Source organism: Mycobacterium deserti, from assembly GCF_025345615.1.
Lineage (GTDB): Bacteria > Actinomycetota > Actinomycetes > Mycobacteriales > Mycobacteriaceae > Mycobacterium > Mycobacterium deserti.
Genome location: NZ_JAODWD010000003.1, coordinates 895,098 through 920,170, shown reverse-complemented (window position 1 = coordinate 920,170; position 25,073 = coordinate 895,098). Strand labels below are relative to the sequence as shown.

The following is a 25,073-nucleotide window of genomic DNA, read 5'->3' as shown; positions in this document are numbered from 1 at the left end:
CTGATATTTACCCGTTGAGAACCGTCGGGACCAGCGGAAACCCGGGCAGGTTTCGTATCACTGTCCAGGCCACGGCGGCGACCATGATGACGGCGAGTGCCGATTTGGTCATCAGAGATTGGCGGCGCCGCCAGCGCAGCAGAAGCCAAGCGGCGAGCAGCGGAAGGCCGACGAGTAGGAAGACGTTGTCGGTGACGGCGGCGGCGAAGTCGCCGTGTAGGACGTCGTGGGTCATGCGCAGGCCGCCGCAGCCCGGACAGTTGAGGCCGGTCAGCGCCTTGAAAGGGCAGCCAGGAAACAGGAAGCTGGGGTTATGCGGGTCGCCCAGGCCGACATAGGCCAGGCCGCCGACGACAAGGGCACCCGTTCCGAGTGCGCCGTACAGCCGTCCACGGCTGGATATGGCGCTATGTGCCATCGCGCAGGGGGCGCCCCTCCGGGTCGCGGACCTTGTCGGTCAACAACAGGATGGCGTCGATGATGCCCCAGATGACGGCGCCGATGCCGCACGTGACGACACCCACCACCAGCTGGGCGACTCCGAGGCTGGTATAGCCGAGGTAGATCCGGCCGATACCCACGATGCCGAGCAGGCCGAGCAACTGCAGCAGCCCGGCGACTGTCTTCGACTTCTCCGACAGCGGTTCGCCGGTCATCGGATGACGGCCGAATGGGGCCGACGGATCTTGGTACGCAGGCGGGTACGACCCGGGCGGAGGCGGATATTGGCCGGGTGGGGGCGGATACGGCGCTTGATACCCCGGCTGCTGCGGGGGTGGCGGGGTCCCGTGCTCGCTGCCACCGAATTGCGGCTCAGTCATGGCACACAGCATGCCAGAACAACTCGCCCGCATGTAGTAAGGAAAACCCGCCAACTATCAGGGACCCCGGGCCGGTGGATAACGGCTTCAGCGATCGCGGCGCTGACGCAGCCAGCGACGGATGCGGCCGCCGGACCCATCGCCCTGAGGCAATTCCGACTGCTTCGGATTGACGGCGGCTGCGGTGCCCTCGGCCTCCTCGACGCCCTTGACAGCAGTCTCATGTGCTTCTGATGCGGCGGCCTGCGCGTCGCTGGCATCGTCGCCCTCAACAGCGCCAACGCCTCCGACGTCAGCAGCAGAATCGCCGTGGGCAACAACTGATTCCGAAGCGTCGGGCGTTTCAGCCTCGGGTTCGGCGGCGACCTCGGCGGCGACGTCGTCGGCCTTCTCGGAACCCTCGACAGCGACCGCGTGAGCCTCCGCAGCCGAGTTCTCGGCCTGGGCGGCATCCTCACCCGCCACCGCACCGACACCGCCAACATCGTCGGACCCGGATTCGGCCACATCCTCAGCGTCAGGCTCACCCGACACCTCGGCCACTACGTCATCGGCCTCCGAGACACCCTCAACAGCGACCGCGTGAGCCTCCGCAGCCGACTCCTCGGCCTGGGCGGCATCCTCACCCGCCACCGCACCGACACCGCCAACATCGTCGGACCCGGATTCGGCCACATCCTCAGCATCAGGCTCACCCGACACCTCGGCCACTACGTCATCGGCCTCCGAGACACCCTCAACAGCAACCGCATGCACATCCTCCGCCGACTCCTCGGCCTGGGCGGCATCCTCACCCTCCACCGCACCGACACCGCCAACATCGTCGGACCCGGATTCGGCCACATCCTCAGCATCAGGCTCACCCGACACCTCGGCCACTACGTCATCGGCCTCCGAGACACCCTCAACAGCAACCGGCTCGGCCGACTCCTCGTCGTCATCGGATTCCTCACCGGCGACGGCGAACTCCGCAGCTTCCTCGATCTCCTCCGACGGAGCCGCTTCCACGTCCGCCGCAAGCTGCTCCGCCTCAACGACGGCCTCGGGCTTCTCCGCCTCGACTTCTTCCTCGGGCTCTTCGCCCTCGATAGCGAACGCCTCGGCCTCCGCTACGTCGTCAGCGGGAACCCCGGCAACGTCGGCGCCGAGTTCCTCCGCTTCGTCGGCGACATCGGCCTGCTCCGCCTCTTCCTTGGCGGCGGCGAACTCTTGAGCCTCCGCGATGTCTTCGTCAGGCGCTTCGGCAACATCGTTGGCAAGCGCCTCAGCTTCGATCGCGGCCTCCGGCTTATCAGGATCGTCGGCAGACGACACCTGCGCCGAAGCTGCTTTGGCGTCCTCCCCATCGCTTTCGCCGGCCACCCTTGCCGCGCCGACCACCGCCGACGTCGCCGCGACGGCCGCCAGCTCCTCACCGACCACCGACCTCTGTTCGCCGCGGGGGGTGCCCTGCAGCGTTGCGGGATCCTCGCGCCCCTTCGGGGCGACCATGATGTACACCACCGCGCCGATGAACACGAACGTCGCGGTGAACGAGTTGATCCGGATCCCGGCGATGACTGTGGCGGCGTCGCTGCGCATCAATTCGATCCAGAACCGGCCGAGGCAATAGCCCGCGACATACAACGCGAACAGTCGACCATGACCGATCCGGAATCGGCGGTCGACGTAGATCAGCACCGCGAAGACGAGCAGGTTCCACAACAGCTCGTACAGGAACGTCGGGTGCACAACCGAATCCAGCTGTCCGGTGGACACACCGTTGACCAGATGCGGACTCACGGCTCCCGTCGCATCCTGCCGTTGATAGATCTCCAGTCCCCACGGCAGGGTCGTCGCCCGCCCGTACAACTCCTGGTTGAAGTAGTTGCCCAACCTGCCGATCGCCTGGGCCAGCACGATGCCGGGCGCGATGGCATCGCCGAACGCCGGCAGTGGGATACCTCGGCGGCGGCACGCTATCCATGCCCCGACCCCGCCCAGGGCGACGGCACCCCAGATGCCGAGACCGCCATCCCAGATCTTCAGCGCGCCAACGAGACCCGCGCCGTCCTCGCTGAAATATGTCCGCCAGTCGGTGATGACGTGATACAGCCGGCCGCCGATCAGACCGAAAGGCACCGCCCACAAAGCGATGTCGTAGATGACGCCGCGCTCACCTCCACGCGCTTCCCACCGACGATCGCCGATGATCAGCGCCGCGACGATGCCGACGATGATGAACAGCGCGTACGCCCGCAGCGGGAACGGCCCGAGGTGCCACACACCCTGCGCCGGACTGGGAATGTACGCCAGGACCGTCGTCGTCACGCGCTGACCCTCTGCCGCACTCCGTCGGCGAGTTCTGCAGTCAATTCCCCCACCGCTCTGATTCCGTCTCCCAAAGCCGACACCAACGCCGAACCCACGATCACCCCGTCCGCGTAGGCGCCGATCTCCGCCGCCTGTTCCCGCGACCGCACTCCCAGCCCGACACCGACCGGGATGTCCGACACCGCTTTCACCCGCTGCACGAGTTCCGGCGCGGCGTTGGACACCGCGTCCCGCGCACCGGTGACCCCCATCGTCGATGCGGCGTAGACGAATCCCCGTGAGGCCTCAACGGTTGAGGCCAGTCGTTCCTGCGTGGAGGACGGCGCCACCAGGAAGATCCGATCTAAGTCGTGCTCGTCCGAAGCCGCCAACCACTCCGATGCCTCGTCGGGAATAAGGTCGGGAGTGATCAAGCCCAGCCCGCCGGCCGACGCCAGGTCCCGCGCGAACGCCTCGACACCCCAACGCAGCACCGGATTCCAGTACGTCATCACCACCGCGCGGCCGCCCGCCTCGCTGATCGCCTCGACCGCCTTGAGTGCGTCACGCACCCGCACCCCGCCACGCAACGCCACCTCGGTCGCCGCCGCGATGACCGGCCCGTCCATGCCGGGGTCCGAATATGCGATGCCCACTTCGATGATGTCGCAGCCGTTGTCGACCATCGTCGTCATCGCAGAGATGGACGTTTCGACATCGGGGAAACCCGTCGGCAGATAGCCGATCAACGCAGACCGGTTCTCCGACCGGCAGGAGTCGAATAGCGAAGCCAGCCGGCTCACGGTGCACCTTCCAGCAGTCCGAACCACTTCGCCGCGGTCTCGACGTCCTTGTCACCCCGACCCGAAAGGTTCACCAAGATCAGGGCGCCGGAGCCCAACTCGCGGCCCAGCTTGAGCGCGCCGGCGATGGCGTGCGCGGATTCGATTGCAGGAATGATGCCCTCGGAGCGGCAGAGCAGCGAGAACGCGTCCATCGCCTCGGTGTCGGTGATCGGACGGTATTCCGCGCGGCCGGCATCCTTGAGGAACGCATGCTCGGGGCCGACGCCCGGATAATCCAAACCGGCTGAGATGGAATGCGACTCGATAGTCTGTCCGTCCTCGTCCTGCAGCAGATACGAGAACGAGCCTTGGAACGCCCCCGGCGTTCCGCCGGTGAAAGTGGCGGCGTGGCGGCCGGTTTCGACACCGTCGCCCGCGGCCTCGTACCCGATGAGCCGCACACCCGGATCATCGATGAACGCGTGGAAGATGCCGATCGCGTTCGAGCCGCCACCGACACATGCCGTCACCGCGTCGGGCAATCTGCCCGCTTGCGCCTGGATCTGGGCTCGCGCCTCGAGGCCGATCACCCGCTGGAAGTCTCGCACCATCGTCGGGAACGGGTGCGGGCCCGCCGCCGTGCCGAAGCAGTAGTACGTGTTGTCGGCGTTGGTGACCCAATCTCGGAACGCCTCGTTGATCGCGTCCTTGAGCGTCTTGGATCCGGCCTCGACAGACACCACGTCGGCGCCCAGCAGCCGCATCCGCGCCACATTCAACGCCTGACGCGCCGTGTCGACGGCGCCCATGTAGATGACGCAGTCCAGGCCCAGTAGTGCGCACGCCGTCGCCGTCGCCACCCCGTGCTGACCGGCGCCGGTCTCGGCGATCACCCGCGACTTGCCCATCTGCCGCGCCAGCAGAGCCTGCCCGAGAACGTTGTTGATCTTGTGGGATCCGGTGTGGTTGAGATCTTCTCGCTTGAGGAAGATGCGCGCTCCGCCTGCATGCTCGGAGAGGCGTTCGGCTTCGTACATCGGCGACGGCCGCCCGCTGTAGTGGCGCTGCAACCGATCCAGTTCGTCCAGGAACGCCTGATCACCGCGGGATTTCTCGTAGGCGGCAGTGACCTCCTCGATGACGGCCATCAACGCCTCGGGGACGAATCGTCCTCCGTATACACCGAAATGGCCACGCTCGTCCGGGTCGTGAACTGTGGGTTCGGCGACGGCCGCGCTCGAACGCGGCAACTCGGGGCCATTGAGATCGGCCATCAACGATCCTCTTCGCGCAAGCGGCTCATCGCCGTGTCAGCGAGAGGGTTTCGGGCAGGACGGATGGGTGCCTGCGGTGACCAGATCGGCGACGGCACTGCGGGGGTCGCCGCTGGTGACCAGCCCCTCACCGACGAGCACCGCATCGGCGCCCGCGCCGGCGTACGCGAGAAGGTCCGCCGTGCCGCGCACACCGGACTCCGCGACGCGAATGATGTTGCTCGGCAGGCCCGGTGCGATGCGGGCGAAGCAGTCCCTGTCGACCTTCAGCGTCTTGAGGTCGCGTGCGTTCACACCGATGACGCGGGCCCCTGCCTGCAGGGCGCGGTCCGCCTCCTCCTCGGTGTGCACCTCGACCAGCGCCGTCATCCCCAGCGATTCGGTGCGATCGAGCATCGACACCAGCGCCGACTGCTCTAGTGCCGCGACGATCAGCAGCAGCATGTCCGCGCCGTGCGCGCGGGCCTCGTGAATCTGGTACGGCCGAACAATGAAGTCCTTGCGCAGCACCGGGATTGACACCACAGCGCGCACGGCGTCCAGGTCGTCGAGTGAGCCGTTGAACCGGCGCTGCTCGGTCAGCACGCTGATGATTCGCGCGCCGCCGTCCTCATAGGCACGGGCCAGCTTCGCCGGGTCGGCGATAGAGGCCAGTTCGCCACGCGATGGGCTGGCGCGCTTCACTTCGGCGATCACACCGATACCGGGTTCGCGCAGAGCCGCCATCACGTCCCGCGGGGGCGGCGCGTCCTTGGCTTTTTCCTTGATCTCCGCCATCGGAATGACGGCCTCACGAGCGGCGACGTCGGCACGGACTCCCTCGATGATGGAGTCGAGCACGGTGGCCGAACTCATGGGTGCGCATTCCCTTCAGGTGACGCCGAATGATCTTCAGGGAAGCGTAACCGCCACCACAGCACCGTCGATCACCGCCCCTTGTTGTCCGGACCGGTCGGGTCACGTCCCTCGTCGAGCGCGTCCCAGATCATCCGTTCCGACATCTCGGCATCGGGTTCGGGGACTTGCGCTGCTACCTTTTTGCGCTGGTAGCGCGCCGCTCCGGCCGTTTTCGCCGACCGCATGAGCAGTACCGCGGCGGCGAGCGTCACCACCGCAGCGAGCATGGTGATCACCGCTCCGCCGTAGTGCCGATCGGAGTCGATCAGGTTGGCCACCGGAGCCTCGACGAGATGCGAGGCGCGTACCGCGACGTCGCGGACCAACCACAGGCTGAGTGCCAGATACGCCATCGCTGCGCTCGCGACCGCAACCAGGACCGCCAACAGCCGCAACGACCACCCGCGCACGGCCAGCGCAGCCGCGGCGGTGGCCAGCAGCAGCACGGCGAGCGGCGCCAGCACCGTCGACCACGTGCCCCCGGACAAAGCCACCGTCTGCGGCTGGCCGAGACCATCGAACGAGGTCACCTCGACCCATGTCATCCGCGACGCCACCCACAGCCCCGCCGCAGCGAGCACGAGACCCAGCTGAGCCACCCGAATCATGGCTCTGTCAGCGTTTCCGCGGCGGCGATCGCGTTGAGCACCGCGCGCGCCTTGTTCGCCGCCTCGGTGAACTCGTAGGGCCCGTTGGAATCGGCCACGACTCCCCCGCCCGCCTGCACGTAAGCCGTTCCGCCGCGCATGAGGGCGGTGCGGATGGCGATCGCGAAGTCGGCGTTGCCGGCGAAGTCCAGGTAGCCCATCACCCCGCCGTACAGGCCGCGGCGGGTCTTCTCGACCTCCTCGATCAACTCCATCGCCCGCACCTTCGGCGCACCCGACAACGTGCCCGCGGGGAAGCAGGCCGTCACCGCGTCCAGAGCCGTCTTGCCGTCCGCGAGCTGACCGGTCACCGTCGACACCAGATGCATGACGTGGCTGTAGCGCTCGATGTGGCTGTAGTCCTCGACGCGCACCGTGCCCGGTGTGCACACCCTGCCCAGGTCGTTGCGGCCGAGGTCGACGAGCATCAGGTGCTCCGCGCGCTCCTTCTCGTCGGACTGCAGCTCCTTCTCGAGCAGCAGATCCTCTTCCTCTGTCGCTCCACGCCATCGGGTACCCGCGATCGGATGGGTCGTCGCTCTGCCGTCCTTGACCGTCACCAGCGCCTCGGGGCTCGAACCGACGATCGAGAAATCCAGTCCGCCAGCGTCGTTGGGCACGTTGAGCAGATACATGTACGGGCTCGGATTGGTGACCCGCAGCATCCGGTACACGTCGAGCGGGTCGGCGTCGGTATCCATCTCGAACCGCTGCGACGGCACCACCTGGAAGGCCTCGCCGGCTTCGATGTCGCCCACCAGCTTGTCGACGATCGCGCTGTACTCCTCCAGCGTGCGCTGTGAGCGGTGCAGCGGCGCCGGGCGGCTGAACGTCGCGATCGTCGACGGCAGATGCTCGCTGAGCGCAGCGGTCATCACGTCCAGCCGCTCGACGGCGTCGTCGTAAGCCCAGTCGACACGCTCGTCGGTGCCGTTCCAGTTGACCGCGTTGGCGATCAGCGTGATCGTGCCCTCGTGGTGGTCGACGGCGGCGATGTCGGTGGCCAGCAGCAGCAGCATGTCCGGCAGTCCGAGGTCGTCCACCGCCAGCGACGGCAGCCGCTCGAGTCGGCGCACCATGTCGTAGGCGAAGAACCCCACCAGACCCGACGACAGCGGCGGTAGGCCCGCCAGCGACTCGGTCTGCAACAGCTCCAGCGTGGCGCTGATCGCCCGCAGCGGGTCACCGCCGCTCGGCGCGTCTTTCGGAGTGACGCCCAGCCACACCGCCTCGCCGTCACGCACCGTCAGCGCCGAGGGCGCCCCAGCTCCGATGAAGGACCATCGCGACCACGACCGCCCGTTCTCGGCTGATTCCAGCAAAAACGTCCCGGGACGGTTGGCCGCCAGCTTGCGGTACGCAGACAGCGGTGTCTCGCTGTCGGCAAGCACCTTGCGGGTCACCGGCACCACACGATGCTCGGCGGCCAGCGCCCGGAAGTCCTCGCGCGAGGTGGTGACGGCGAGTCCGGCGGTCAATTGCACAACGACGATTGTCCCAGACCGGCCGGTCCGCACTCAGCCCGGGAAGACGCGCGCGAGGGGTGAGGATGAGCCCGGGGTGACCGCGCTGGTGAGCATGACGGGCGTCTGCGCCATGAACCTCGGTTCGCGCCCGCGGTGTTCGTCGGCGGCGTGCACGGTGAACGGATGCACGACGTACATGTCGCCCGGCCTGCCTGTCGCGTGGCGCACCGGTCGGCCCGAACTCGCCTCGTCGACCAGCGGGCCCGCCTCCATAGGGTCCAACGTGGCTTCGCCCAAGACGGCGGCGACGTCGCGATGTGACCCCGCGCGAATCCTGGTCGGCGCGTCGTCGTCGCCGACCTCGGACAGCAGCGTCAACAGCAGCACGGTCTGCGGGCGCCCGCTGACCACCCACGAGCCGTCGGGCAGCGGTGCGTTCGCGTCGATGTGCCATCCCCGGTCGTCGTTCGGCGGCGAGACGGGGAACCGGACCGGGATGTTGCCCAGCGCACCGCGCGGCACCCACCTTCCGACCCCACAGATGCGATCCAGAGCGGCACCGAGTAGCGGGCTACGTGCCAATTCACCGAACGGGCCCTGGCCCGTCATATCGGACACCCACTTCACCGGCTCCGTCCATTCCTCGGGCGATTCCGGCGACCATCCGATCTGATGCCACAGCGCGGCGCGCGCTGAATCGGCGACGCCCTGGGGGGCGGCCTGCTCGATTTTGGCGAAACCGTCTGCAACGAACGCATCCAGATCAATCATCGGAGGGCAGCGTCGCATGGATTTGGTGCAGCCTGCCAACGAATTCATGGGGTCTGGGCGTAGCGTTTGAACCCATGACACATCTTGAGCGGGGTGACCAGGTTGCCGATTTCGAACTCCCCGATCAGACGGGCACTCGACGCAGCCTGGCTAGCCTGCTGGCCGACGGTCCGCTCGTGCTGTTCTTCTACCCCGCCGCCATGACCCCGGGTTGCACGAAGGAGGCTTGCCATTTCCGTGATCTGGCATCGGAATTCGCTGCCGTGGGGGCCAGCCGTGTCGGCATCAGTACCGACCCTGTGGATAAGCAGGCGCAGTTCGCCGACAAGCAAGGCTTCGACTACCCGCTGCTGGCCGACGTCGACGGTGCCGTCGCCACCAAGTTCGGCGTCAAGCGCGGCCTGTTGGGCAAGTTCATGCCGGTCAAGCGCACCACCTTCGTGATCGACACCGACGGGACAGTGCTGGCAGTGATCGGCAGCGAGGTCAACATGAACACGCACGCCGACAAGGCGCTCGACGTGTTGAGGGAGCGTCAGAAGGCCTAGTGGATCCACTGACCAGAAACAACGTCAACGTCGTCGGTTCCGGCCGTGGACCGACGATCATGCTCGCGCACGGTTTCGGCTGCGACCAGAACCTCTGGCGACTGGTGACCCCGCAACTGGCACCGAACTTCCGGGTCGTCCTGTTCGACCACGTCGGGTCCGGCGCAGCCGATCCTGCCGCCTGGGATGCACAGCGCTACGAATCGCTGCAGGCTTACGCCGAGGACATCTTGGAGATCGCGGCAACGCTCGACCTCAGAGACGTGACCCTCGTCGGGCACTCCGTCGCCGCGATGATCGGGGTGCTCGCCGTTGCCGCCGATCCACGCCGGTTCGCCCGGTTGGTGCTGCTGACGCCGTCGCCGCGGTATGTCGACGACGAGGGGTATCGCGGCGGGTTCTCGTCGGCCGACATCGACGAACTCCTGGAGTCGCTGGAGAGCAACTACCTCGGGTGGTCGCGCACCATGGCGCCGGTGATCATGGGCACGCCAGACCGCCCCGAACTCGCCGACGAACTGTCGGATTCGTTCTGCCGCACGGATCCCGCGTGCGCCCGGGTGTTCGCTCGCGCCACTTTCCTGTCAGACAACCGTGAAGACCTGCAACGTGTTTCGGTGCCGACGCTGGTGATCGAGTGCGCTCACGATGCGATCGCACCCCGCGAGGTGGGCGCCTATGTCCACGAGCAGATCGCCGGGAGCACACTGCTGACCCTCGACACGACGGGCCACTGCCCCCATCTCAGTGCGCCGGAGGAGACAGCGCGGGCGATCGCGACCTTCGCCGGTTCGACGTGAACTCGGGCGACTTCTTCGACAACGCGCCGTGCGGGTGTGTCGAGGCCTACCCCGATCGGCGCATCGCCGCGGTTAATTCGACGCTGGCGCGGTGGCTCGGCTACCGGCCAGAGGACCTGGTGGGAACCGAGATCACCGACCTGTTCAGCGCCGGCGGGCGCATCCATTACGAAACCCACTTCGGCCCCATGCTGCACATGACCGGTGAATTCGCCGGCATCACCGTCGATCTGGTCACCGCGGGCGGCGCACGCATGCCCGTGTTCCTCACGGCGAACGCGAAGATGGGCGACGATGGACACGCGGTGCTCTATCGGTTCGTCCTGCAGGACGCGCGCGATCGACGCTCCTACGAACGCGAACTGCTCGAGGCGCGAAGAGAAGCCGAACGGGAACGCATGCGCGTACAGGTCCTCGCGCGGACACTGCAGCGCTCGTTGCTTCCGCCGTCGCTCGTACCCCCGGAGGGCTTGCAGGCGCGTGCGCACTATCACGCGGCCTCGTCCGACGACGTGGGCGGCGACTTCTACGATCTGTTCCCGCTGTCGGCGCAGAAATCAGGATTCTTCCTCGGCGACGTGTGTGGAAAGGGAGCCAATGCCGCGGCGCTGACCTCACTGACCCGCTACACACTGCGAGCCGCGGCAACCATCGACGACAATCCGACCACGGTGTTGCGCAATCTCGACGTGGTCTTTCATCAGGAGGTGCTCAACGAGGCACTCCGTTTCTGCACGGTGATTTTCGGTGTATTGACCCGAGACCGGGATGGTTTCGAGGTCCACCTGGCAAGCGGAGGGCATCAGCCGGCCCTGCTGATCACCGCCGACGGCAGCGCGCGCTACGTGAGCACGGCCGGTGGCCAGGCCATCGGTATCACCACCGACGCGCGGTTCGTTTCCGCGCGATTGCGGTTAGCGCCTGGCGATACCTTGATGCTCTACACCGACGGACTGACCGAAGCGCGTACCGGTGTCGACTCGAAGCGCTACGACGACGAGGACGCGTTGATCGAATTCGCATCGGCGCACGCCCCGACGACGGCGGTCGCCGTCGTGACCCAAGTCCAGGAACTGCTCGAAAGTCTCGGCACCGGTGTCGAAGACGATGTCGCGGTCCTGGCCGTGAGCGTCCCGGCGAACCGGTCCGCCTAGCCCTCCTCGGCGAGGTGGGTGCGCAGATGGGCGAGCATGCCTGCGCGAAAGTCCATCATCGACTGGGCCTTCATCGCGATTCCGTCCGCGCCGTGGTACATCCCCGGCACGACCACGAGTTCGCACGGGACGCCGTCGCGGCGCAGCCTCTCGGCGTAGGCGACGTCCTCGTCGTGGAAGAGGTCCAGTCGGCCCACTCCGACCCACGCCGGCGGCAGGCCCGCCAGATCGGTGCGCCGTGCCGGGGCCGCGTAATCGGGGGCGTCCGACATCCGCGGTGGACGGCCCAGATACGCCGTCCACCCGAAGACGTTCGACTCTGGTGTCCACGCGAAGGTGCCGCGGCCTCCGTGGTCTCCTCGTAGCGCACTGCGGTCGTCGAGCATCGGGTAGACCAGCACCTGGGCCCGAAGCGGGATGCCCTCGTCGTGGCTGCGTTGAGCGACCGCCGCGGCCAGACCACCTCCTGCGCTCGCCCCGATGACCGCGATCCGGTCGGCGTCGATTCCCAACCCGGCGGCGTTGGTGCGCATCCACGTCAGCACCGCCATGCAGTCGTCCAGTCCGGCCGGAAACGGGTGCTCAGGCGCCAACCGGTAGTCGGGTGACACCACGACGGCCCCGAGGTCACGCGCCAGACGTGCGGCACCGCCCGCCTCGAACTGGGGGCTGCCAACGACGTACCCACCGCCGTGAATCCACAACACCGCAGGACTTGGCGCCGAATGCTTCTCGGGCGTGATCACCAACACCGGCACCCGACCGATATGACGCTCACCGACTACGACGCCGCCACCGGTCCGCGCGCGGATCCCGAACACCCGCCGGATGATCGGCAGGTTGCGCTCGGTGAACCGCAACGCGGTGAACGGCAGCAGCGGGCTGCGCAGTTCGGGAGCCACTGCCGTGAGCGCATCCCGCACCTTCAGACGGGTGCGCACGACGACGGCGCCGAATGCCACGACGGCTATCGCGGCCAACCGCACCATTGCTCAGATTTCCTGCGTGAGCAGCACATCGGCGTCGAAGCAACTGTGGTCGCCGGTGTGACATGCCGCGCCGACCTGATCGACCTCCAGCAGGACGGTATCGCCGTCACAGTCCAGGCGGACCGAGTGAACGTACTGCGTGTGGCCGGACGTCGCGCCCTTGACCCATTGCTCGCCGCGGGAACGCGAGTAATACGTCGCCTCACGGGTTTCCAGCGTGCGGGCCAGGGCGTCGTCGTCCATCCACGCCACCATCAGCACCTGACCGGTGCCGCGCTCCTGCGCGACCGCGGCGAACAGCCCGTTCGCGTCGCGCTTCAACCGCCCGGCGATGCTTGCGTCGAGACTCATGACTGTCCGTTCTCCGCACGAGCGCTCATCACCTGACCACTATCCCTTCCGCCGCCATCGCCGCCTTGACCTGACCGATGGTCAGTTCGCGGAAGTGAAAGACGCTGGCGGCCAGCACGGCGTCGGCACCGGCGATGACGGCCGGCGCGAAGTGTTCGGCGGCTCCCGCACCGCCGCTGGCGATCACGGGCACATTGACCGCGCCGCGCACCGCCTTGATCATCGGCAGATCGAACCCGGCCTTGGTGCCGTCGAAGTCCATGGAGTTCAGCAGGATTTCGCCGACCCCGAGTTCGGCTCCGCGCGTCGCCCATTCGACTGCGTCGATACCGGTGCCCCGTCGGCCGCCATGGGTGGTGACCTCCCACCCGGAGGGCGTTGAGCCCTGCCCCTGCGGCACGGTGCGGGCGTCGACGGACAGTACTATGCACTGCGACCCGAACTGGCGCGACAACTCCGCCAGCAGTTCCGGCCGAGCGATAGCGGCGGTGTTGACCGCGACCTTGTCGGCACCCGCACGCAGAAGCACATCGACGTCGGCCACCGAGCGCACTCCGCCGCCGACGGTCAGCGGAATGAACACCTGCTCCGCGGTGCGTTTGACGACCTCGAGCATGGTGGCCCGCCCCGCCGAGGAGGCAGTGACGTCAAGGAACGTCAGCTCATCAGCGCCCTCGGCGTCGTATGCGGCGGCCAGTTCGACGGGATCGCCCGCGTCGCGCAGGTTCTCGAAGTTGACGCCCTTGACCACCCGGCCGTCGTCAACGTCCAGGCACGGGATGATGCGCACCGCGAGGTCCATCAGAAGTCCTCTGTCACACCCACGGAGCGCAGCAGGTCCAACAATTCACCGTGCGTTCCGGGCGCGCCCACCAACGCCGACGGCGATTTCACCGTCCAGTCGTTGCCGGACAGGTCGGTGACTACGCCGCCCGCGGACCGCACCAGCGCAACGCCTGCGGCGTGGTCCCACACGTGACCGCTGAAACTTATTGCACCACCTAGGATTCCGGCGGCGGTGTAGGCGAGGTCGATACCGGTGGCCCCATGCATCCTCATGCGGGAGCATCTGCGGCTCAGGTTCTCGATCACCGCCAGTCGGTACCGGCCGGGGACATCGCCGCGCGAGTCGACGTTGAAGGTGCTGACCCCGATGATCGAGTCGTCCAGCTTGGCGGGTTTCAGCGCGGGTCGCTCTTCGCCGTTGTAGCGCAGCGGCTCACCGACGACGGCGGTCAGGCGCTCGCCCGTGAACGGCACCCACGTCAACCCCGCGACAGGTTCGCCGTCGCGCACCAGACCGAGCAGGATCGCGGCCATCGGTGAGCCCGCCGCATAGTTGAACGTGCCGTCGATCGGGTCGAGCACCCACACCAGCGGAGAGTCGATGTCCGCGCCGCCGAATTCCTCGCCGTGCACGCCGATTCCGGTCTTGTCTGTCAGAGCCTCCACGACCTGGCGTTCGATGGCCAGATCCACTTCGGTGGCGAAGTCGTTGCCCTTCTTCTGGACGGCGGAGTCGGCCCGGTGCCCCGCGATGAACGGCTTGGCGGCGGCGTCCAGGATCTCGGCGGCCTCGGCGACCAGCGCGCCAAGGTCGGCCGCGTCGAGCGCCACTATCCCGCCACCGCTGCCAGCGCTTCGGGCAGCGTGAAACGCCCGGCGTACAACGCCTTTCCCACGATTGCGCCCTCGACTCCTCGGTCGGAAAGCGTCGCGATTGCCCGCAGGTCGTCGAGGCTGGAGACGCCGCCGGAGGCGATCACCGGAGCGTTGGTGCGTTCGGTGACCTTCGACAGCAGCTCGAGGTTCGGCCCGTTCAGCGTGCCGTCCTTGGTGACGTCGGTGACGACGAAGCGTGAACACCCTTCGCGGTCGAGACGTTCCAGCACCTGCCACAAATCGCCGCCGTCGGTCTCCCACCCGCGGCCACGGAGTCGGAACCCGCCGTCAGGCGAGGAGGGGTCGATCTTCACGTCCAGGCCCACCGCCACGCGTTCGCCGTGCTCGGCCACGACCTTGGCGCACCACTGCGGGTTCTCCAGCGCGGCGGTTCCGAGGTTCACCCGGGCGCATCCGGTGGCCAGTGCGGCCTCGAGTGACTCGTCGTCGCGGATGCCACCCGACAGTTCGACGGCCACATCGAGCGTGCCGACCACCTCGGCGAGCAGCTTGCGGTTACTTCCGCGGCCGAACGCCGCGTCCAGATCGACCAGGTGGATCCACTCCGCACCGTCGCGCTGCCAGGTCATCGCGGCGTCGAGCGCCGAGCCGTATTCGGTTTCGCTGCCGGCCTGACCCTGGACCAGGCGTACGGCGCGACCGTCGACCACATCAACGGCGGGAAGGAGAATCAGCTTCACGGCCGTCAACTTAGATCCCCTCGACCCAGTTGCCCAAAAGGGCGGCACCTGCGTCGCCGCTCTTCTCGGGGTGGAACTGGGTGGCCGACAGGACGCCGTCCTCGACCGCGGCCAGGAACGGCACGTGGTGGGTGGCCCACGTCAGTTGCGCGCCGGGACTGCCCTGCCACTGTTGCGCCGCATAGGAGTGCACGAAGTAGAAGCGGGTGTCGGCATCCATGCCCTTGAACAGCTGGGTGCCCGCGGGCGCGTTGACCACGTTCCACCCCATGTGGGGGATCACCGGGGCGTCCAGTCGGACCACCGCGCCGGGCCATTGGCCGCACCCGGAGGACTCGACACCGAACTCGACACCGCGGGCGAACAGGATCTGCATGCCGACGCACACCCCCAGTACCGGACGGCCCGCCGCCACCCGGTCGGCGATGAGCTTCGCTCCGTCGATCTTGCGCAGCCCCACCATGCACGCCTCGAACGCGCCTACACCGGGCACCACGAGGCCGTCGGCGTTCATGGCCGCATCGGCGTCGGCTGTGACCTCGACGTCGGCTCCGGTCCGCTCCAGTGCTCGCTGCGCCGAGCGCAGATTTCCCGACCCGTAGTCGAGCACAACGACTTTCTTTGTCACAGGGTGCCTTTGGTGGACGGCACACCGGTGACTCGCGGGTCGTGTTCGACGGCCTGTCGCAATGCGCGGGCCACCGCCTTGTACTGCGCCTCGGTGATGTGATGCGGGTCGCGACCGTAGAGCGTGCGGACGTGCAGTGCGATCCGGGCGTTGAACGCCAGCGACTCGAACACGTGCCGGTTGACGACGGTGTGGTATGGCGCGCTGGAACCGGCGATGGTGAACTCCACCATGAACTCCGGCTCGCCGGTGTGCACGAAATACGGCCTGCCCGACACGTCGACGGCCGCGTGGGCGAGCGTCTCGTCCATCGGAATCCATGAGTCTCCGAAGCGGCGAATGCCCTTCTTGTCGCCGAGGGCCTCGCCCAGCGCCTGCCCCAGCACGATCGCGGTGTCCTCGATGGTGTGGTGGCCTTCGATCTCGATGTCGCCCTTGGCGCGCACCGTCAGGTCGAAGCTGGCATGGCTGCCCAACGAGGTGAGCATATGGTCGAAGAACGGCACGCCGGTGTCGATGTCGACGACGCCGGTGCCATCGAGGTCGAGTTCGACAACGATGTCGGATTCCTTGGTGGTGCGCTCGATTCGCGAGCGGCGCGGCGTGGGATTGGACTGTGTCACGATGCTCCTATGGCTGAGAGTTCAGTGGTGGCCAGGCGGACGCTCGCGGCCAGAAGCGCGTCATTCTCGGCCGCCAGGCCGGTGGTGGCGCGCAGGTATCCGGGGATTCCAACGTCACGAATCAGGATGCCGGCGTCGAGATACCGCTGCCAGGTGGCGGCGGCATCGGAGAATTCGCCGAACAGCACGAAGTTGGCATCACTGTCGATCACGCGAAACCCCATGTTGGACAGCGCTTCTGCCACGCGGTTACGTTCGGCGATCAGTGTCGCGACGCTGCCCAGTGTGTCGTCGGCGTGGCGCAGTGCGGCGCGCGCAGCGGCCTGGGTCACCGACGACAGGTGGTACGGCAGTCGTACCAGCAGCATCGCGTCGATGACTGCCGGCGCGGCGATCAGGTAGCCGAGCCGGCCGCCTGCGAAGGCGAATGCCTTGCTCATGGTGCGGGTGACGACCAGCTTGGTTGGATATTCGTCGACCAGTGTGACGGCGCTGGGCTGCGAGGAGAACTCGCCGTAGGCCTCGTCGACGATCAGCACCCCGCTCACCATCGCGTCGAGCATCGTGCGCAGCTCGTCGAGCGGAACGCTTTGTCCCGAGGGGTTGTTGGGGCTCGCCACGAACACGATGTCGGGTGTGAGCTCCTTGATCGCGCTCACGGCGACGTCGGCGTCGATGCTGAAATCGCCTGCTCGGTTGGCCACCAGCCATTCGGTCTGCGTGCCGTCGGAGATGATCGGGTGCATCGAGTACGACGGGACGAATCCGATGGCGCTTCGCCCGGGACCGCCGAACGCCTGCAGCAGCTGCTGCAGGATCTCATTCGAACCGTTGGCGGCCCAGACATTCTCGACTGTCACCGCGGTACCCGTCTGCGCAGTCAGGTATGCGGCGAGGTCGGTGCGCAACGCGACGGCGTCCCGGTCGGGATAGCGGTGCAGTTCGCCTGCCACCGCTGCGACTGATGCCGTCACATCGTCGACAAGGGCCTGCGACGGCGGGTGCGGGTTCTCGTTGGTGTTCAGCCGCACCGGGACGTCGAGTTGGGGTGCGCCGTATGGCGACTTGCCACGCAGGTCGTCGCGCAGCGGCAGGTCGTTCAGCGTCACTTTGGCACCGGGGGTCACCGTTCGAACCTCCGCCGGACCGCCTCGCCGTGGGCGGGCAGGTTCTCTGCCTCGGCAAGGGTGATGACGTAGCCCGCCACGTCCTTCAAGGCCACCTCGTCGTAGTCGACAACGTGAATGCCCCGCAGAAACGTCTGCACGGACAAGCCGCTGGAGTGGCGCGCACAGCCCGCCGTCGGCAGCACGTGGTTGGAGCCCGCGCAGTAGTCGCCGAGGCTCACCGGCGCGTATGCCCCGACGAAGATTGCTCCGGCCGAACGGATTCGGCCTGCAACTTCGCGGGCCTCGGCTGTCTGGATCTCCAAGTGCTCGGCAGCGTAGGCATTCACCGTCCGGACACCCGCATCGAGGTCGTCGACGAGGACGATCGCAGACTGCTTGCCGCCGAGTGCCGCGGCCACCCGGTCCCGGTGCACCGTGGTCTGCAACTGGTTGTCGAGTTCGCGGTCGGTCGCGTCGGCGAGTTCGACGCTGGGGGTGACGAGCACGCTGGCGGCCATCTCGTCGTGCTCGGCCTGGCTGATCAAATCGGCCGCGACGTGCGCCGGGTCGGCGGTGTGGTCGGCCAAGATCGCGATCTCCGTCGGGCCCGCCTCGGCGTCGATGCCCACCTGCGAGCGGCAGATCCGTTTGGCCGCAGTGACATAGATGTTACCGGGGCCGGTGATCATGTCGACAGGCGCGAGCTCGGTGCCGTCGGTGTCCGTGCCGCCGTATGCCAGGAGGGCGACGGCCTGCGCCCCGCCGACGGCCCACACCTCCTCGACACCGAGCAGATGCGAAGCGGCGAGGATCGTCGGGTGCGGTAAGCCGTCGAAGGCCGCCTGCGGCGGGCTGGCCACGACCAACGAGTCCACGCCCGCCGTCTGCGCGGGCACGACGTTCATGACCACGCTGGACGGGTACACCGCGTTGCCGCCCGGGACGTATAGGCCCACCCGCTCGACCGGAACCCAGCGCTCGGTCACGGTCGCGCCCGGCGCCAGCGTGGTCGTGGAGTCGGTGCGACGCTGGTCAGCGTGCACGGCGCGGGCACGGTCGATCGCGACCTCGAGTGCTGCGCGGACATCGGAAGACAGGGCGTCCAGCGCCGCTTTCAGTCGAGCGGCGGGCACCCGCACCCAGTCCGGGCGCACACCGTCGAACGATGCGCCGTACTCCAGCGCGGCTTCGGCGCCCCGCTGGGCGACGGCTTCAACGATGGGCCGGACCCTGGGCACGACGGCGTCGACATCCACGCCACCCCTCGGCAGGGCGGCCCGCAACTGCGCGGCGCCCAGCGAGCGGTCGCGCAAGTCGATGCGGGCGATCGGCCCTGGCGATACATTCACGCTGACCATTGTCCCAGAGCAGCACAAATCGGTAATGGAGGCGTCATGCGAGCCAGCGAGCACCCCAACAACGCACCCGGCGTGCCCATGGTGTTCCCGCCCTGGTTCGAAAACCTGCAAGTCAAGTACCTGAACAAGATGATCAGGCCGTTGTCGCGGCTGATGCCGGGAATGGCGACCATCAAACACCGGGGCCGCAAGTCCGGTAAGCCCTACGAGACCATCGTCACCGCCTACCGCAAGGGCGACACCGTCGCGATCGCGCTCGGCCACGGGAAAACGGACTGGGTGAAAAACGTCATGGCCGCAGGAGAGGCCGATCTGCACCTCATCCGACGCGACCTGCACCTGACCAATCCGCGCATCCTGCCCGCGGGCAGTGGCGGCGAGCCGGGGCTGCCGTTCATGGCGCGTGCACAGATCAACAAGATGGCGATCTTCGTCGCCGACATCGGCTGATCCCCACGTGTGCGTCAGGCGGCTCGGGTGAAGACCGTCTTGCCTGTCATCGTCGGCCACACCGCGGGCGCCTCGTCCCACGGCACGACTCGCTGCACCGCTGGTGTCAGATCGCGACCCGTGAGCAGGCTCAACACGTCGGGAATCACCGCACGGGCATTGACCCTGCCGGTCACAAAGCGCACGCCGCGGGTGTACATGGCCAGCAACGGCATCTCCACCGAACCCTGCGCGTAGATCCCGGTATCGGTGCACACTCCGTCGGGCCAGGTTGCGCGCAGCGTCGCGGCGAGTACGGCCGGCTCGGCCGAGGTGTGCACGGTGACCGGATACGGGTCGGCGGCCCTGTCCGGCTTCTTGCGGTCGTGCACGGCGGCGCCCAGCTTCTCGGCGATGGCGAGGCGGCTCTGATCGGTGTCGACGTAGTCGACCTCTACGCCCATCGCCGCTGCCGAGGCCACTGCATACAGCCCGACCGACAGTCGGCCCACCACGAGAACCCGCCGGTCCGCGGGGTCGAGCGCGGCGAGTTCGTCGCGGTAGGGCCCGACACCGCGCCAGCCATCGGGGATGTTGTCCGACATCGACGCGATCGCGACCGGATCGAGTCCCGCAGGAACACCGACGAGCATCGCGTCGGCATGCGGCACCAGCACCAGATCGGCCATGAAACCGCCCCCGTCGAGACCGGCCAGCGGCGCCATCCCGTACATGGCCATCAGCGGCAGCGATCCGCACGACCCGGTGGCGCCCCGCCGACAGGCCCCGCAGGCGCCGCAGTTGATCTGGAACGGCACGACGACCCGGTCGCCGACCTTGACTCTTGTGACGGCGTCGCCGACGGCCGCGACCTCTGCGACCCCCTCATGCCCCACGGCATGTCCGGGAGGCATCGGCAGCCGTCCCTGGGCGACCGCGACATCGAGATCGCAGCACGCGACGGTCAGCGGGCGGACGATCGCCTGGTCCGGCGCCGTGATCTGCGGCCCGGTTGCCTCCCGCCACGCGTACGTGCCCGTTGCTTCGAACATCAGCTGCCGCATCTCGTTGCCCTTCTTTAGTGGCCGTTCAAGTATTCTTGAGTGACCTTTCTAGTAAAGTCAAGGGCATGCCCCGTCCAGATCGAAGCCGCGCGGCCTTGGTCGACTCCGCGGCCGTGCTGTTTCGCCGCCAAGGCTATTCCGCGACGGGCGTCAACCAGATCCTCGAGACGGCCGCCGTCAAAGCGGGCTCGTTGTATCACCACTTCCCCAGCGGCAAACAGGAATTGGCGGCCGCGGTGGTCGACACCGTCGGTGCCGACATCGAGCGACGGCTACGCACGATGCTCGAGAGCGGGCTGTCGGTCGCCGACATCATCGACGGCTGGATCGACCTGATGGCCGCGGGGCTGACCTCCGATCCGCGCGACGGGTGCCCCATCGAACCGATCGCCACGGAATCGGTGAACGCGAGCACGCAGGTGCGCGAGGCGTCGGCGCGGGCGTTCAACGGCTGGCGCCAGGCGGTCGCCGACCGGCTGGAGTCGGACGGCTGGCCGACTGCCGACGCCGATCAGGCGGCCTTTGCCGTCATCGCCCTCATCGAAGGGGCGTTGATCCTCTCCCGGATCGCAGGCGATCGAGCCGCGCTGGACGCCGCCAAAACCGCGGCGCGAACCCTGCTCCGCGTCGACAGCGCGGACAGTGCCGGCTGAGCGGCTACTTGCAGAGCTCGCCGATGGTGTTGTTGGCCTCGTCGGCTTCCTTGAGCCGCGCGGCCTGGGCGGGCTCGTCATTCGTCTCACCCGCCGTGGCGTGAGCCCCGATGTCCATCAGCCCGTTGGCGAAGGCGCGCACGCGGTCCGACAGCTGCGCCGGAGTAGCCGGGTCGAGACGCGCGAGCAGGTACTGCCCGCCGTCGTAGAGCGACAACCGGGCGTTCGCGGCGACGGCCTGAGCGCCGGTGATGTCTTGCGGTCCGCCGGCGGGCGCCATGTTGGTGTTGAGCGACACGCCCCGTCGGACGACGTCCATCGCGCCACAGACCTTCGCCTTGGCGTCGGCGATCTGCGTCGCGTCATATTCGGTCTTGGCCATCTCCGTCTTGTAGAAGGTCCATCCCGCCAGGCCCAGTGCCGCAATGGCAATGACCAGGGCGACGATGGTCAGGATGTTGACGCGGCGCGGTTCATCGTCGTTCACGGACCTGATAGTAGCGGGCAATACGGCGTCGACAGCTAATCTCGGCAGGTGAGTCCCGCGCTGATCGGTCGCGTGCCCCTCGGACGGTCAGAGATCGAGGCCGATATCGAGTACTCGCACCGAGTGGGTGAGTGCGCCGACGGCCAGATAATCCACGCCCGTGCCAGCGTACTCCGCCGCGTTCTCCAAGGCCAGGCCGCCCGATGACTCGAGTTTCGTTGCAGGCGAACGAGAGTCGCGACGCTGCACGGCGATCTGCGTCTGCCACACCGGGAAGTTGTCCAGCAGAACGAGTTCGACGCGTTCGGTAAGGACATCGTCGAGTTGTTCCAGCGAGTCGACCTCCACCTCGCACGGCAGATTCGGCGCCGCTGCACGCACGGCACGCAGCGCCGCCAGCACCGAACCCGCTGCGGCAACATGGTTGTCCTTGATCAGTGCCGCATCGCCGAGGCCCATTCGATGGTTGACCCCGCCGCCGACGCGCACCGCGTATTTTTGCAGAGCGCGCAGTCCCGGCAGCGTCTTGCGGGTGTCGCGGACCTTCGCCGCCGTACCGTCGACCGCGTCGACCCAGGCGGCGGTGGCCGTGGCGATGCCCGAGAGGTGGCACAGCAGGTTCAGCACGGTGCGTTCGGCTGTCAGCAGCCCGGCGGTCGGCGCATCGAGGACGAGCACCACCCCGCCTGCGTCCAGGCGCGCGCCGTCGTCGACACGCTCCTTCACCAGGTAGGCGTCTCGGCCCAGCACCTCGTCGAGCACCATCAGCGCCACGTCCACACCGGCGATCACGCCGGGTTCCCGCAACACCAGCGACGCTGTGGTCGTCGCGCCGGCAGACACTGTCGCCAGCGTCGTGACATCGGGTCCGTACTGCAGGTCCTCCTCGAGCGCCCGCGCGATGACCCGTCGCGCGTCGGTCAGCTCCTCGGCGGTCGGCTTCATCAGCAGCACGCCGCCGCGGGCACGAGATCGCGGCCCAGCGCGGGATCGGTGTCGGGATAGTCGGAGCGGTGGTGGCAGCCGCGCGACTCGGTGCGCGCCAGGGCCGCCGCCGCGACAGCGCCCGCCGCGGCCGTCAGCGCCGCGTCTTCGAAATCTGCGCGCGAGGTCAACCTGCGCGGCGTGGCGGCGTCGAGTTCGGTGTGCAGTCGCCTCAGCCCGCCGCCGTCGCGAACGACCGACGCATCACGCGACATCGCGAGCTGCAACTGCGGACGCGGAAGCGCACGGCGCACCGCAGCCTCGGACGGTCGGGCGGTCACCGGATCGGCGCCGAAAGCGTGTGCGGCGGCGGCTTTTCCGGCCCGGCTACCGACGACCAGACCTTCCAGCAGGCTGTTGGAGGCAAGCCGATTCGCGCCGTGCATACCCGTGCGCGCCACCTCTCCTGCCGCGAACAGGCCAGCGAGCGGTGTGCGCCCGTGCACGTCGGTCAGTACTCCCCCGCAGCTGTAGTGCGCGCCCGGCAGCACCGGGATGGGCTGGCGCGACGGGTCGACGCCCGCGGCCAGGCATGCCGCGGTGACGGTCGGAAAGCGCTGTGCGAAGCCGGCGATACCCCGGGCGTCCAGATACACGCAGGGATCGCCGGTCGCCGCCATTCTGGCGTCGATCGCCGCGGCAACCACGTCGCGCGGCGCCAGGTCGCCCATCGGGTGCACCCCTTCGGTCACCGACATGCCCCGAGAATCGACGAGGATCGCTCCCTCGCCTCGGACGGCTTCGGTGATGAGCGGTCGCCGCCCACCACCCGGCCCGTCGTAGAGCATGGTCGGGTGGAACTGGATGAATTCGAGGTCGACGATCGGCACGCCGGCCCACATCGCCAGCGCAACACCGTCACCCGTCGATCCTTCGGGATTGGTCGTCGCGGCGTAGAGGTGGCCGAGTCCACCGGTGGCCAGGATCACCGACGGCGCGTGCACGATCCCCACACCGTCGTCGTTGAGCACCAGCACACCGGTGACGGCGCCGCCGTCATGCAACAACTCCAGGGCGACATGGTTGCGCCGGATGTCCAGCCGGGCCGCCGCGTGGTCGAGCGCTCGCTGCACCTCGGCTCCGGTGGCATCGCCGCCTGCATGGATGATGCGCCGCCGCGAGTGTCCGCCCTCGCGGGTCAACGACCAACGGCCAGGGCCGGATTCGTCGAAGCGCGCACCGTCGTCGACCAGTTCGGCGACGGCGCGGTAGCCGTCGGCCACGATCGAGCGCACGGCCTCCTCGTCGCACAACCCGGCACCCGCGGCGAGGGTGTCGGCCACATGTGCCTCCACCGAGTCTCCGTCTTCGCATAGGGCGTCCGGTAAAACCACCGCGATGCCGCCCTGGGCGTAGAACGTAGCCGTCTCACCGGCTTTGCTCAGCACCACCACTTTCCGCCCGCGCCGGTGCGCCGCCAGTGCGGCGACCAGTCCGGCAACGCCGGTGCCGATGACCACGACGTCGGCCCGTTGCTGCCAGAAGCCGGCCCCGCCGCAGGCCGCGCGCGTCATTCGCCGCCGCCGGGCTGGCCGATCTCGATCATCCGCTGCACGCTGGCACGCGCCAATCGGGCGGTATCGGGGTCGACGTCGACCTCGTCCTTGCCCTCCACCAGGCAGCGCAGCAGGGCGGCGGGGGTGATCATCTTCATGTACCGGCACGAAGCGCGGTCGTTGACAGCGCGGAAGTCGACTTCCGGTGCAGCACGACGCAACTGGTGCAACATGCCGACCTCGGTGGCGACCAGCACCTGACGCGCCCGGGTGTCGCGGGCCTCATCCAGCATGCCGCCGGTGGACAGGATCTTTACCCGGTCCGCCGGGAACGCACCCTCGCCGGCGAGGTACAACGCAGAAGTGGCGCAACCGCATTCGGGGTGCACGTACAGCTCGGCGTCCGGATGTGCGCGCGCCTGGTCGGCCAGCTCTTCGCCGTTGATGCCGGCGTGGACGTGGCACTCGCCAGCCCACACGTGCAGATTCGTGCGCCCGGTGACGCGCCGGACGTGCGCGCCGAGGAACTGGTCGGGGCAGAACAACACCTCGCGGTCGGCCGGGATCGAGGCGACCACCTCGACCGCGTTCGACGATGTGCAGCAGATGTCGGTCTCGGCCTTCACCGCGGCGGTGGTGTTGACATAGGAGACGACGACCGCTCCAGGATGCTCGGCCTTCCAGGCGCGAAGCTCGTCGGCGGTGATCGAGTCGGCGAGCGAGCACCCGGCCCGCTGGTCCGGGATGAGCACCGTCTTGTCCGGCGACAGGATCTTCGCGGTCTCGGCCATGAAGTGCACCCCGCAGAACACGATCGTGTCCTCGGACGCCTCGGCGGCGAGCCGCGACAGCGCCAGCGAGTCACCGACGTGGTCGGCGACGTCCTGGATCGCAGGCAGCTGGTAGTTGTGCGCCAGCAGCGTCGCGCCACGCAGGTCTGCCAGCCGGCGTATCTCGGCGGCCCATTCCTGGTCGCCGTCGACACCGCTGTAGCCGCCCGGACCATCGATGATCCGGCTGCTCAAGTCGTCCGCAGGCATACGGTCAAGAACCGTCATGGCCGACTCCTTCGTCCCGTCGGGGT

Annotated in this window: 28 protein-coding genes; 5 read left to right on the top strand and 23 right to left on the bottom strand. The window is 67.9% G+C overall.

Features of this window, described 5'->3' with window-relative positions:
- Positions 1-7 precede the first annotated feature (7 nt).
- From N4S67_RS15870 to N4S67_RS15830, 9 genes are all read right to left on the bottom strand, one after another.
- Positions 8-418 carry a DUF2752 domain-containing protein gene (locus N4S67_RS15870; RefSeq protein ID WP_260993912.1) on the bottom strand — a complete coding sequence of 137 codons (411 nt, stop codon included), beginning with the start codon at positions 416-418 and terminating at the stop codon, positions 8-10.
- Positions 408-821 carry a TM2 domain-containing protein gene (locus N4S67_RS15865; protein ID WP_260993911.1) on the bottom strand — a complete coding sequence of 138 codons (414 nt, stop codon included), beginning with the start codon at positions 819-821 and terminating at the stop codon, positions 408-410. The genes N4S67_RS15870 and N4S67_RS15865 overlap by 11 nt, the downstream gene beginning before the upstream one ends.
- 87 nt (positions 822-908) lie before the next feature.
- Entirely contained in the window at positions 909-3,131 is a 2,223-nt protein-coding gene (lgt, locus tag N4S67_RS15860; protein WP_260993910.1) for a prolipoprotein diacylglyceryl transferase, read from the bottom strand.
- Positions 3,128-3,916 (bottom strand): tryptophan synthase subunit alpha, encoded by a 789-nt coding sequence (gene trpA, locus N4S67_RS15855; protein ID WP_260993909.1) that lies wholly within the window; start codon positions 3,914-3,916, stop codon positions 3,128-3,130. The genes lgt and trpA overlap by 4 nt, the downstream gene beginning before the upstream one ends.
- Positions 3,913-5,172, bottom strand: a complete 1,260-nt coding sequence (gene trpB / locus N4S67_RS15850) for a tryptophan synthase subunit beta (RefSeq protein WP_260993908.1) — start codon at positions 5,170-5,172, stop codon at positions 3,913-3,915. The genes trpA and trpB overlap by 4 nt, the downstream gene beginning before the upstream one ends.
- Positions 5,173-5,208: 36 nt before the next feature.
- Complete coding sequence (gene trpC, locus N4S67_RS15845; protein WP_260993907.1) at positions 5,209-6,027, bottom strand: indole-3-glycerol phosphate synthase TrpC; 819 nt, start codon at positions 6,025-6,027, stop codon at positions 5,209-5,211.
- Positions 6,028-6,098: 71 nt separating this feature from the next.
- Positions 6,099-6,677: a TIGR02234 family membrane protein gene (locus tag N4S67_RS15840; protein WP_260993906.1), complete on the bottom strand. Its 579-nt coding sequence runs from the start codon at positions 6,675-6,677 to the stop codon at positions 6,099-6,101.
- Positions 6,674-8,194, bottom strand: coding sequence for an anthranilate synthase component I (locus N4S67_RS15835; protein WP_260994061.1), 1,521 nt, complete (start codon positions 8,192-8,194; stop codon positions 6,674-6,676). Before N4S67_RS15835 ends, N4S67_RS15840 begins: the two co-directional genes overlap by 4 nt.
- Positions 8,195-8,233: 39 nt before the next feature.
- Positions 8,234-8,953, bottom strand: a complete 720-nt coding sequence (locus tag N4S67_RS15830; RefSeq protein WP_260993905.1) for a phytanoyl-CoA dioxygenase family protein — start codon at positions 8,951-8,953, stop codon at positions 8,234-8,236.
- Positions 8,954-9,027: 74 nt separating this feature from the next.
- Here N4S67_RS15830 and N4S67_RS15825 point away from each other — a divergent pair, with 74 nt between their 5' ends.
- The 3 genes from N4S67_RS15825 to N4S67_RS15815 are packed head-to-tail and all read left to right on the top strand — an operon-like array spanning position 9,028 to position 11,455.
- A complete protein-coding gene (locus N4S67_RS15825) occupies positions 9,028-9,501 on the top strand; it encodes a peroxiredoxin (protein ID WP_260993904.1) in 474 nt (157 codons plus the stop codon).
- Positions 9,501-10,301, top strand: a complete 801-nt coding sequence (locus N4S67_RS15820) for an alpha/beta fold hydrolase (RefSeq protein WP_260993903.1) — start codon at positions 9,501-9,503, stop codon at positions 10,299-10,301. The genes N4S67_RS15825 and N4S67_RS15820 overlap by 1 nt, the downstream gene beginning before the upstream one ends.
- Positions 10,298-11,455 carry a SpoIIE family protein phosphatase gene (locus N4S67_RS15815; protein WP_260993902.1) on the top strand — a complete coding sequence of 386 codons (1,158 nt, stop codon included), beginning with the start codon at positions 10,298-10,300 and terminating at the stop codon, positions 11,453-11,455. Before N4S67_RS15820 ends, N4S67_RS15815 begins: the two co-directional genes overlap by 4 nt.
- Here N4S67_RS15815 and N4S67_RS15810 read toward each other — a convergent pair.
- The 9 genes from N4S67_RS15810 to hisD are packed head-to-tail and all read right to left on the bottom strand — an operon-like array spanning position 11,452 to position 18,876.
- Positions 11,452-12,444 carry an alpha/beta hydrolase gene (locus N4S67_RS15810; RefSeq protein ID WP_260993901.1) on the bottom strand — a complete coding sequence of 331 codons (993 nt, stop codon included), beginning with the start codon at positions 12,442-12,444 and terminating at the stop codon, positions 11,452-11,454. The genes N4S67_RS15815 and N4S67_RS15810 overlap by 4 nt on opposite strands.
- Before the next feature lie 3 nt (positions 12,445-12,447).
- Positions 12,448-12,795, bottom strand: a complete 348-nt coding sequence (hisI, locus tag N4S67_RS15805; protein ID WP_260993900.1) for a phosphoribosyl-AMP cyclohydrolase — start codon at positions 12,793-12,795, stop codon at positions 12,448-12,450.
- 28 nt (positions 12,796-12,823) lie between these two features.
- Positions 12,824-13,597 (bottom strand): imidazole glycerol phosphate synthase subunit HisF, encoded by a 774-nt coding sequence (gene hisF, locus N4S67_RS15800; RefSeq protein WP_260993899.1) that lies wholly within the window; start codon positions 13,595-13,597, stop codon positions 12,824-12,826.
- On the bottom strand, positions 13,597-14,412 hold the full coding sequence (locus tag N4S67_RS15795) for an inositol monophosphatase family protein (RefSeq protein WP_260993898.1): 816 nt from the start codon (positions 14,410-14,412) through the stop codon (positions 13,597-13,599). Before N4S67_RS15795 ends, hisF begins: the two co-directional genes overlap by 1 nt.
- Entirely contained in the window at positions 14,412-15,158 is a 747-nt protein-coding gene (priA, locus tag N4S67_RS15790; RefSeq protein ID WP_260993897.1) for a bifunctional 1-(5-phosphoribosyl)-5-((5-phosphoribosylamino)methylideneamino)imidazole-4-carboxamide isomerase/phosphoribosylanthranilate isomerase PriA, read from the bottom strand. Before priA ends, N4S67_RS15795 begins: the two co-directional genes overlap by 1 nt.
- 10 nt (positions 15,159-15,168) lie before the next feature.
- Positions 15,169-15,786: an imidazole glycerol phosphate synthase subunit HisH gene (gene hisH / locus N4S67_RS15785; RefSeq protein ID WP_260993896.1), complete on the bottom strand. Its 618-nt coding sequence runs from the start codon at positions 15,784-15,786 to the stop codon at positions 15,169-15,171.
- Positions 15,783-16,409: an imidazoleglycerol-phosphate dehydratase HisB gene (gene hisB, locus N4S67_RS15780; protein ID WP_260993895.1), complete on the bottom strand. Its 627-nt coding sequence runs from the start codon at positions 16,407-16,409 to the stop codon at positions 15,783-15,785. Before hisB ends, hisH begins: the two co-directional genes overlap by 4 nt.
- Positions 16,406-17,536 carry a histidinol-phosphate transaminase gene (locus N4S67_RS15775; RefSeq protein WP_260993894.1) on the bottom strand — a complete coding sequence of 377 codons (1,131 nt, stop codon included), beginning with the start codon at positions 17,534-17,536 and terminating at the stop codon, positions 16,406-16,408. Before N4S67_RS15775 ends, hisB begins: the two co-directional genes overlap by 4 nt.
- A complete protein-coding gene (hisD, locus tag N4S67_RS15770) occupies positions 17,533-18,876 on the bottom strand; it encodes a histidinol dehydrogenase (RefSeq protein WP_260993893.1) in 1,344 nt (447 codons plus the stop codon). Before hisD ends, N4S67_RS15775 begins: the two co-directional genes overlap by 4 nt.
- 36 nt (positions 18,877-18,912) lie before the next feature.
- Between hisD and N4S67_RS15765 the strand changes: the two genes are divergently transcribed.
- On the top strand, positions 18,913-19,326 hold the full coding sequence (locus N4S67_RS15765) for a nitroreductase family deazaflavin-dependent oxidoreductase (RefSeq protein ID WP_260993892.1): 414 nt from the start codon (positions 18,913-18,915) through the stop codon (positions 19,324-19,326).
- A 14-nt stretch (positions 19,327-19,340) separates the two neighbouring features.
- Here N4S67_RS15765 and N4S67_RS15760 read toward each other — a convergent pair whose 3' ends face one another.
- Positions 19,341-20,369, bottom strand: coding sequence for a zinc-dependent alcohol dehydrogenase (locus N4S67_RS15760; protein ID WP_260993891.1), 1,029 nt, complete (start codon positions 20,367-20,369; stop codon positions 19,341-19,343).
- Between the two features lie 65 nt (positions 20,370-20,434).
- On the opposite strand from N4S67_RS15760, the gene N4S67_RS15755 reads away from it, so the two are divergent.
- Entirely contained in the window at positions 20,435-21,022 is a 588-nt protein-coding gene (locus N4S67_RS15755; RefSeq protein WP_260993890.1) for a TetR/AcrR family transcriptional regulator, read from the top strand.
- Positions 21,023-21,026: 4 nt separating this feature from the next.
- Here the strand turns inward: N4S67_RS15755 and N4S67_RS15750 are convergent, their stop codons facing one another.
- From N4S67_RS15750 to nadA, 4 genes are all read right to left on the bottom strand, one after another.
- Positions 21,027-21,509, bottom strand: a complete 483-nt coding sequence (locus tag N4S67_RS15750; protein WP_260993889.1) for a hypothetical protein — start codon at positions 21,507-21,509, stop codon at positions 21,027-21,029.
- 87 nt (positions 21,510-21,596) lie between these two features.
- Positions 21,597-22,454, bottom strand: coding sequence for a carboxylating nicotinate-nucleotide diphosphorylase (nadC, locus tag N4S67_RS15745; RefSeq protein ID WP_260993888.1), 858 nt, complete (start codon positions 22,452-22,454; stop codon positions 21,597-21,599).
- A complete protein-coding gene (locus N4S67_RS15740; RefSeq protein WP_260993887.1) occupies positions 22,454-24,007 on the bottom strand; it encodes an L-aspartate oxidase in 1,554 nt (517 codons plus the stop codon). The genes nadC and N4S67_RS15740 overlap by 1 nt, the downstream gene beginning before the upstream one ends.
- Positions 24,004-25,047, bottom strand: a complete 1,044-nt coding sequence (nadA, locus tag N4S67_RS15735) for a quinolinate synthase NadA (protein WP_260993886.1) — start codon at positions 25,045-25,047, stop codon at positions 24,004-24,006. Before nadA ends, N4S67_RS15740 begins: the two co-directional genes overlap by 4 nt.
- Positions 25,048-25,073 lie beyond the last annotated feature (26 nt).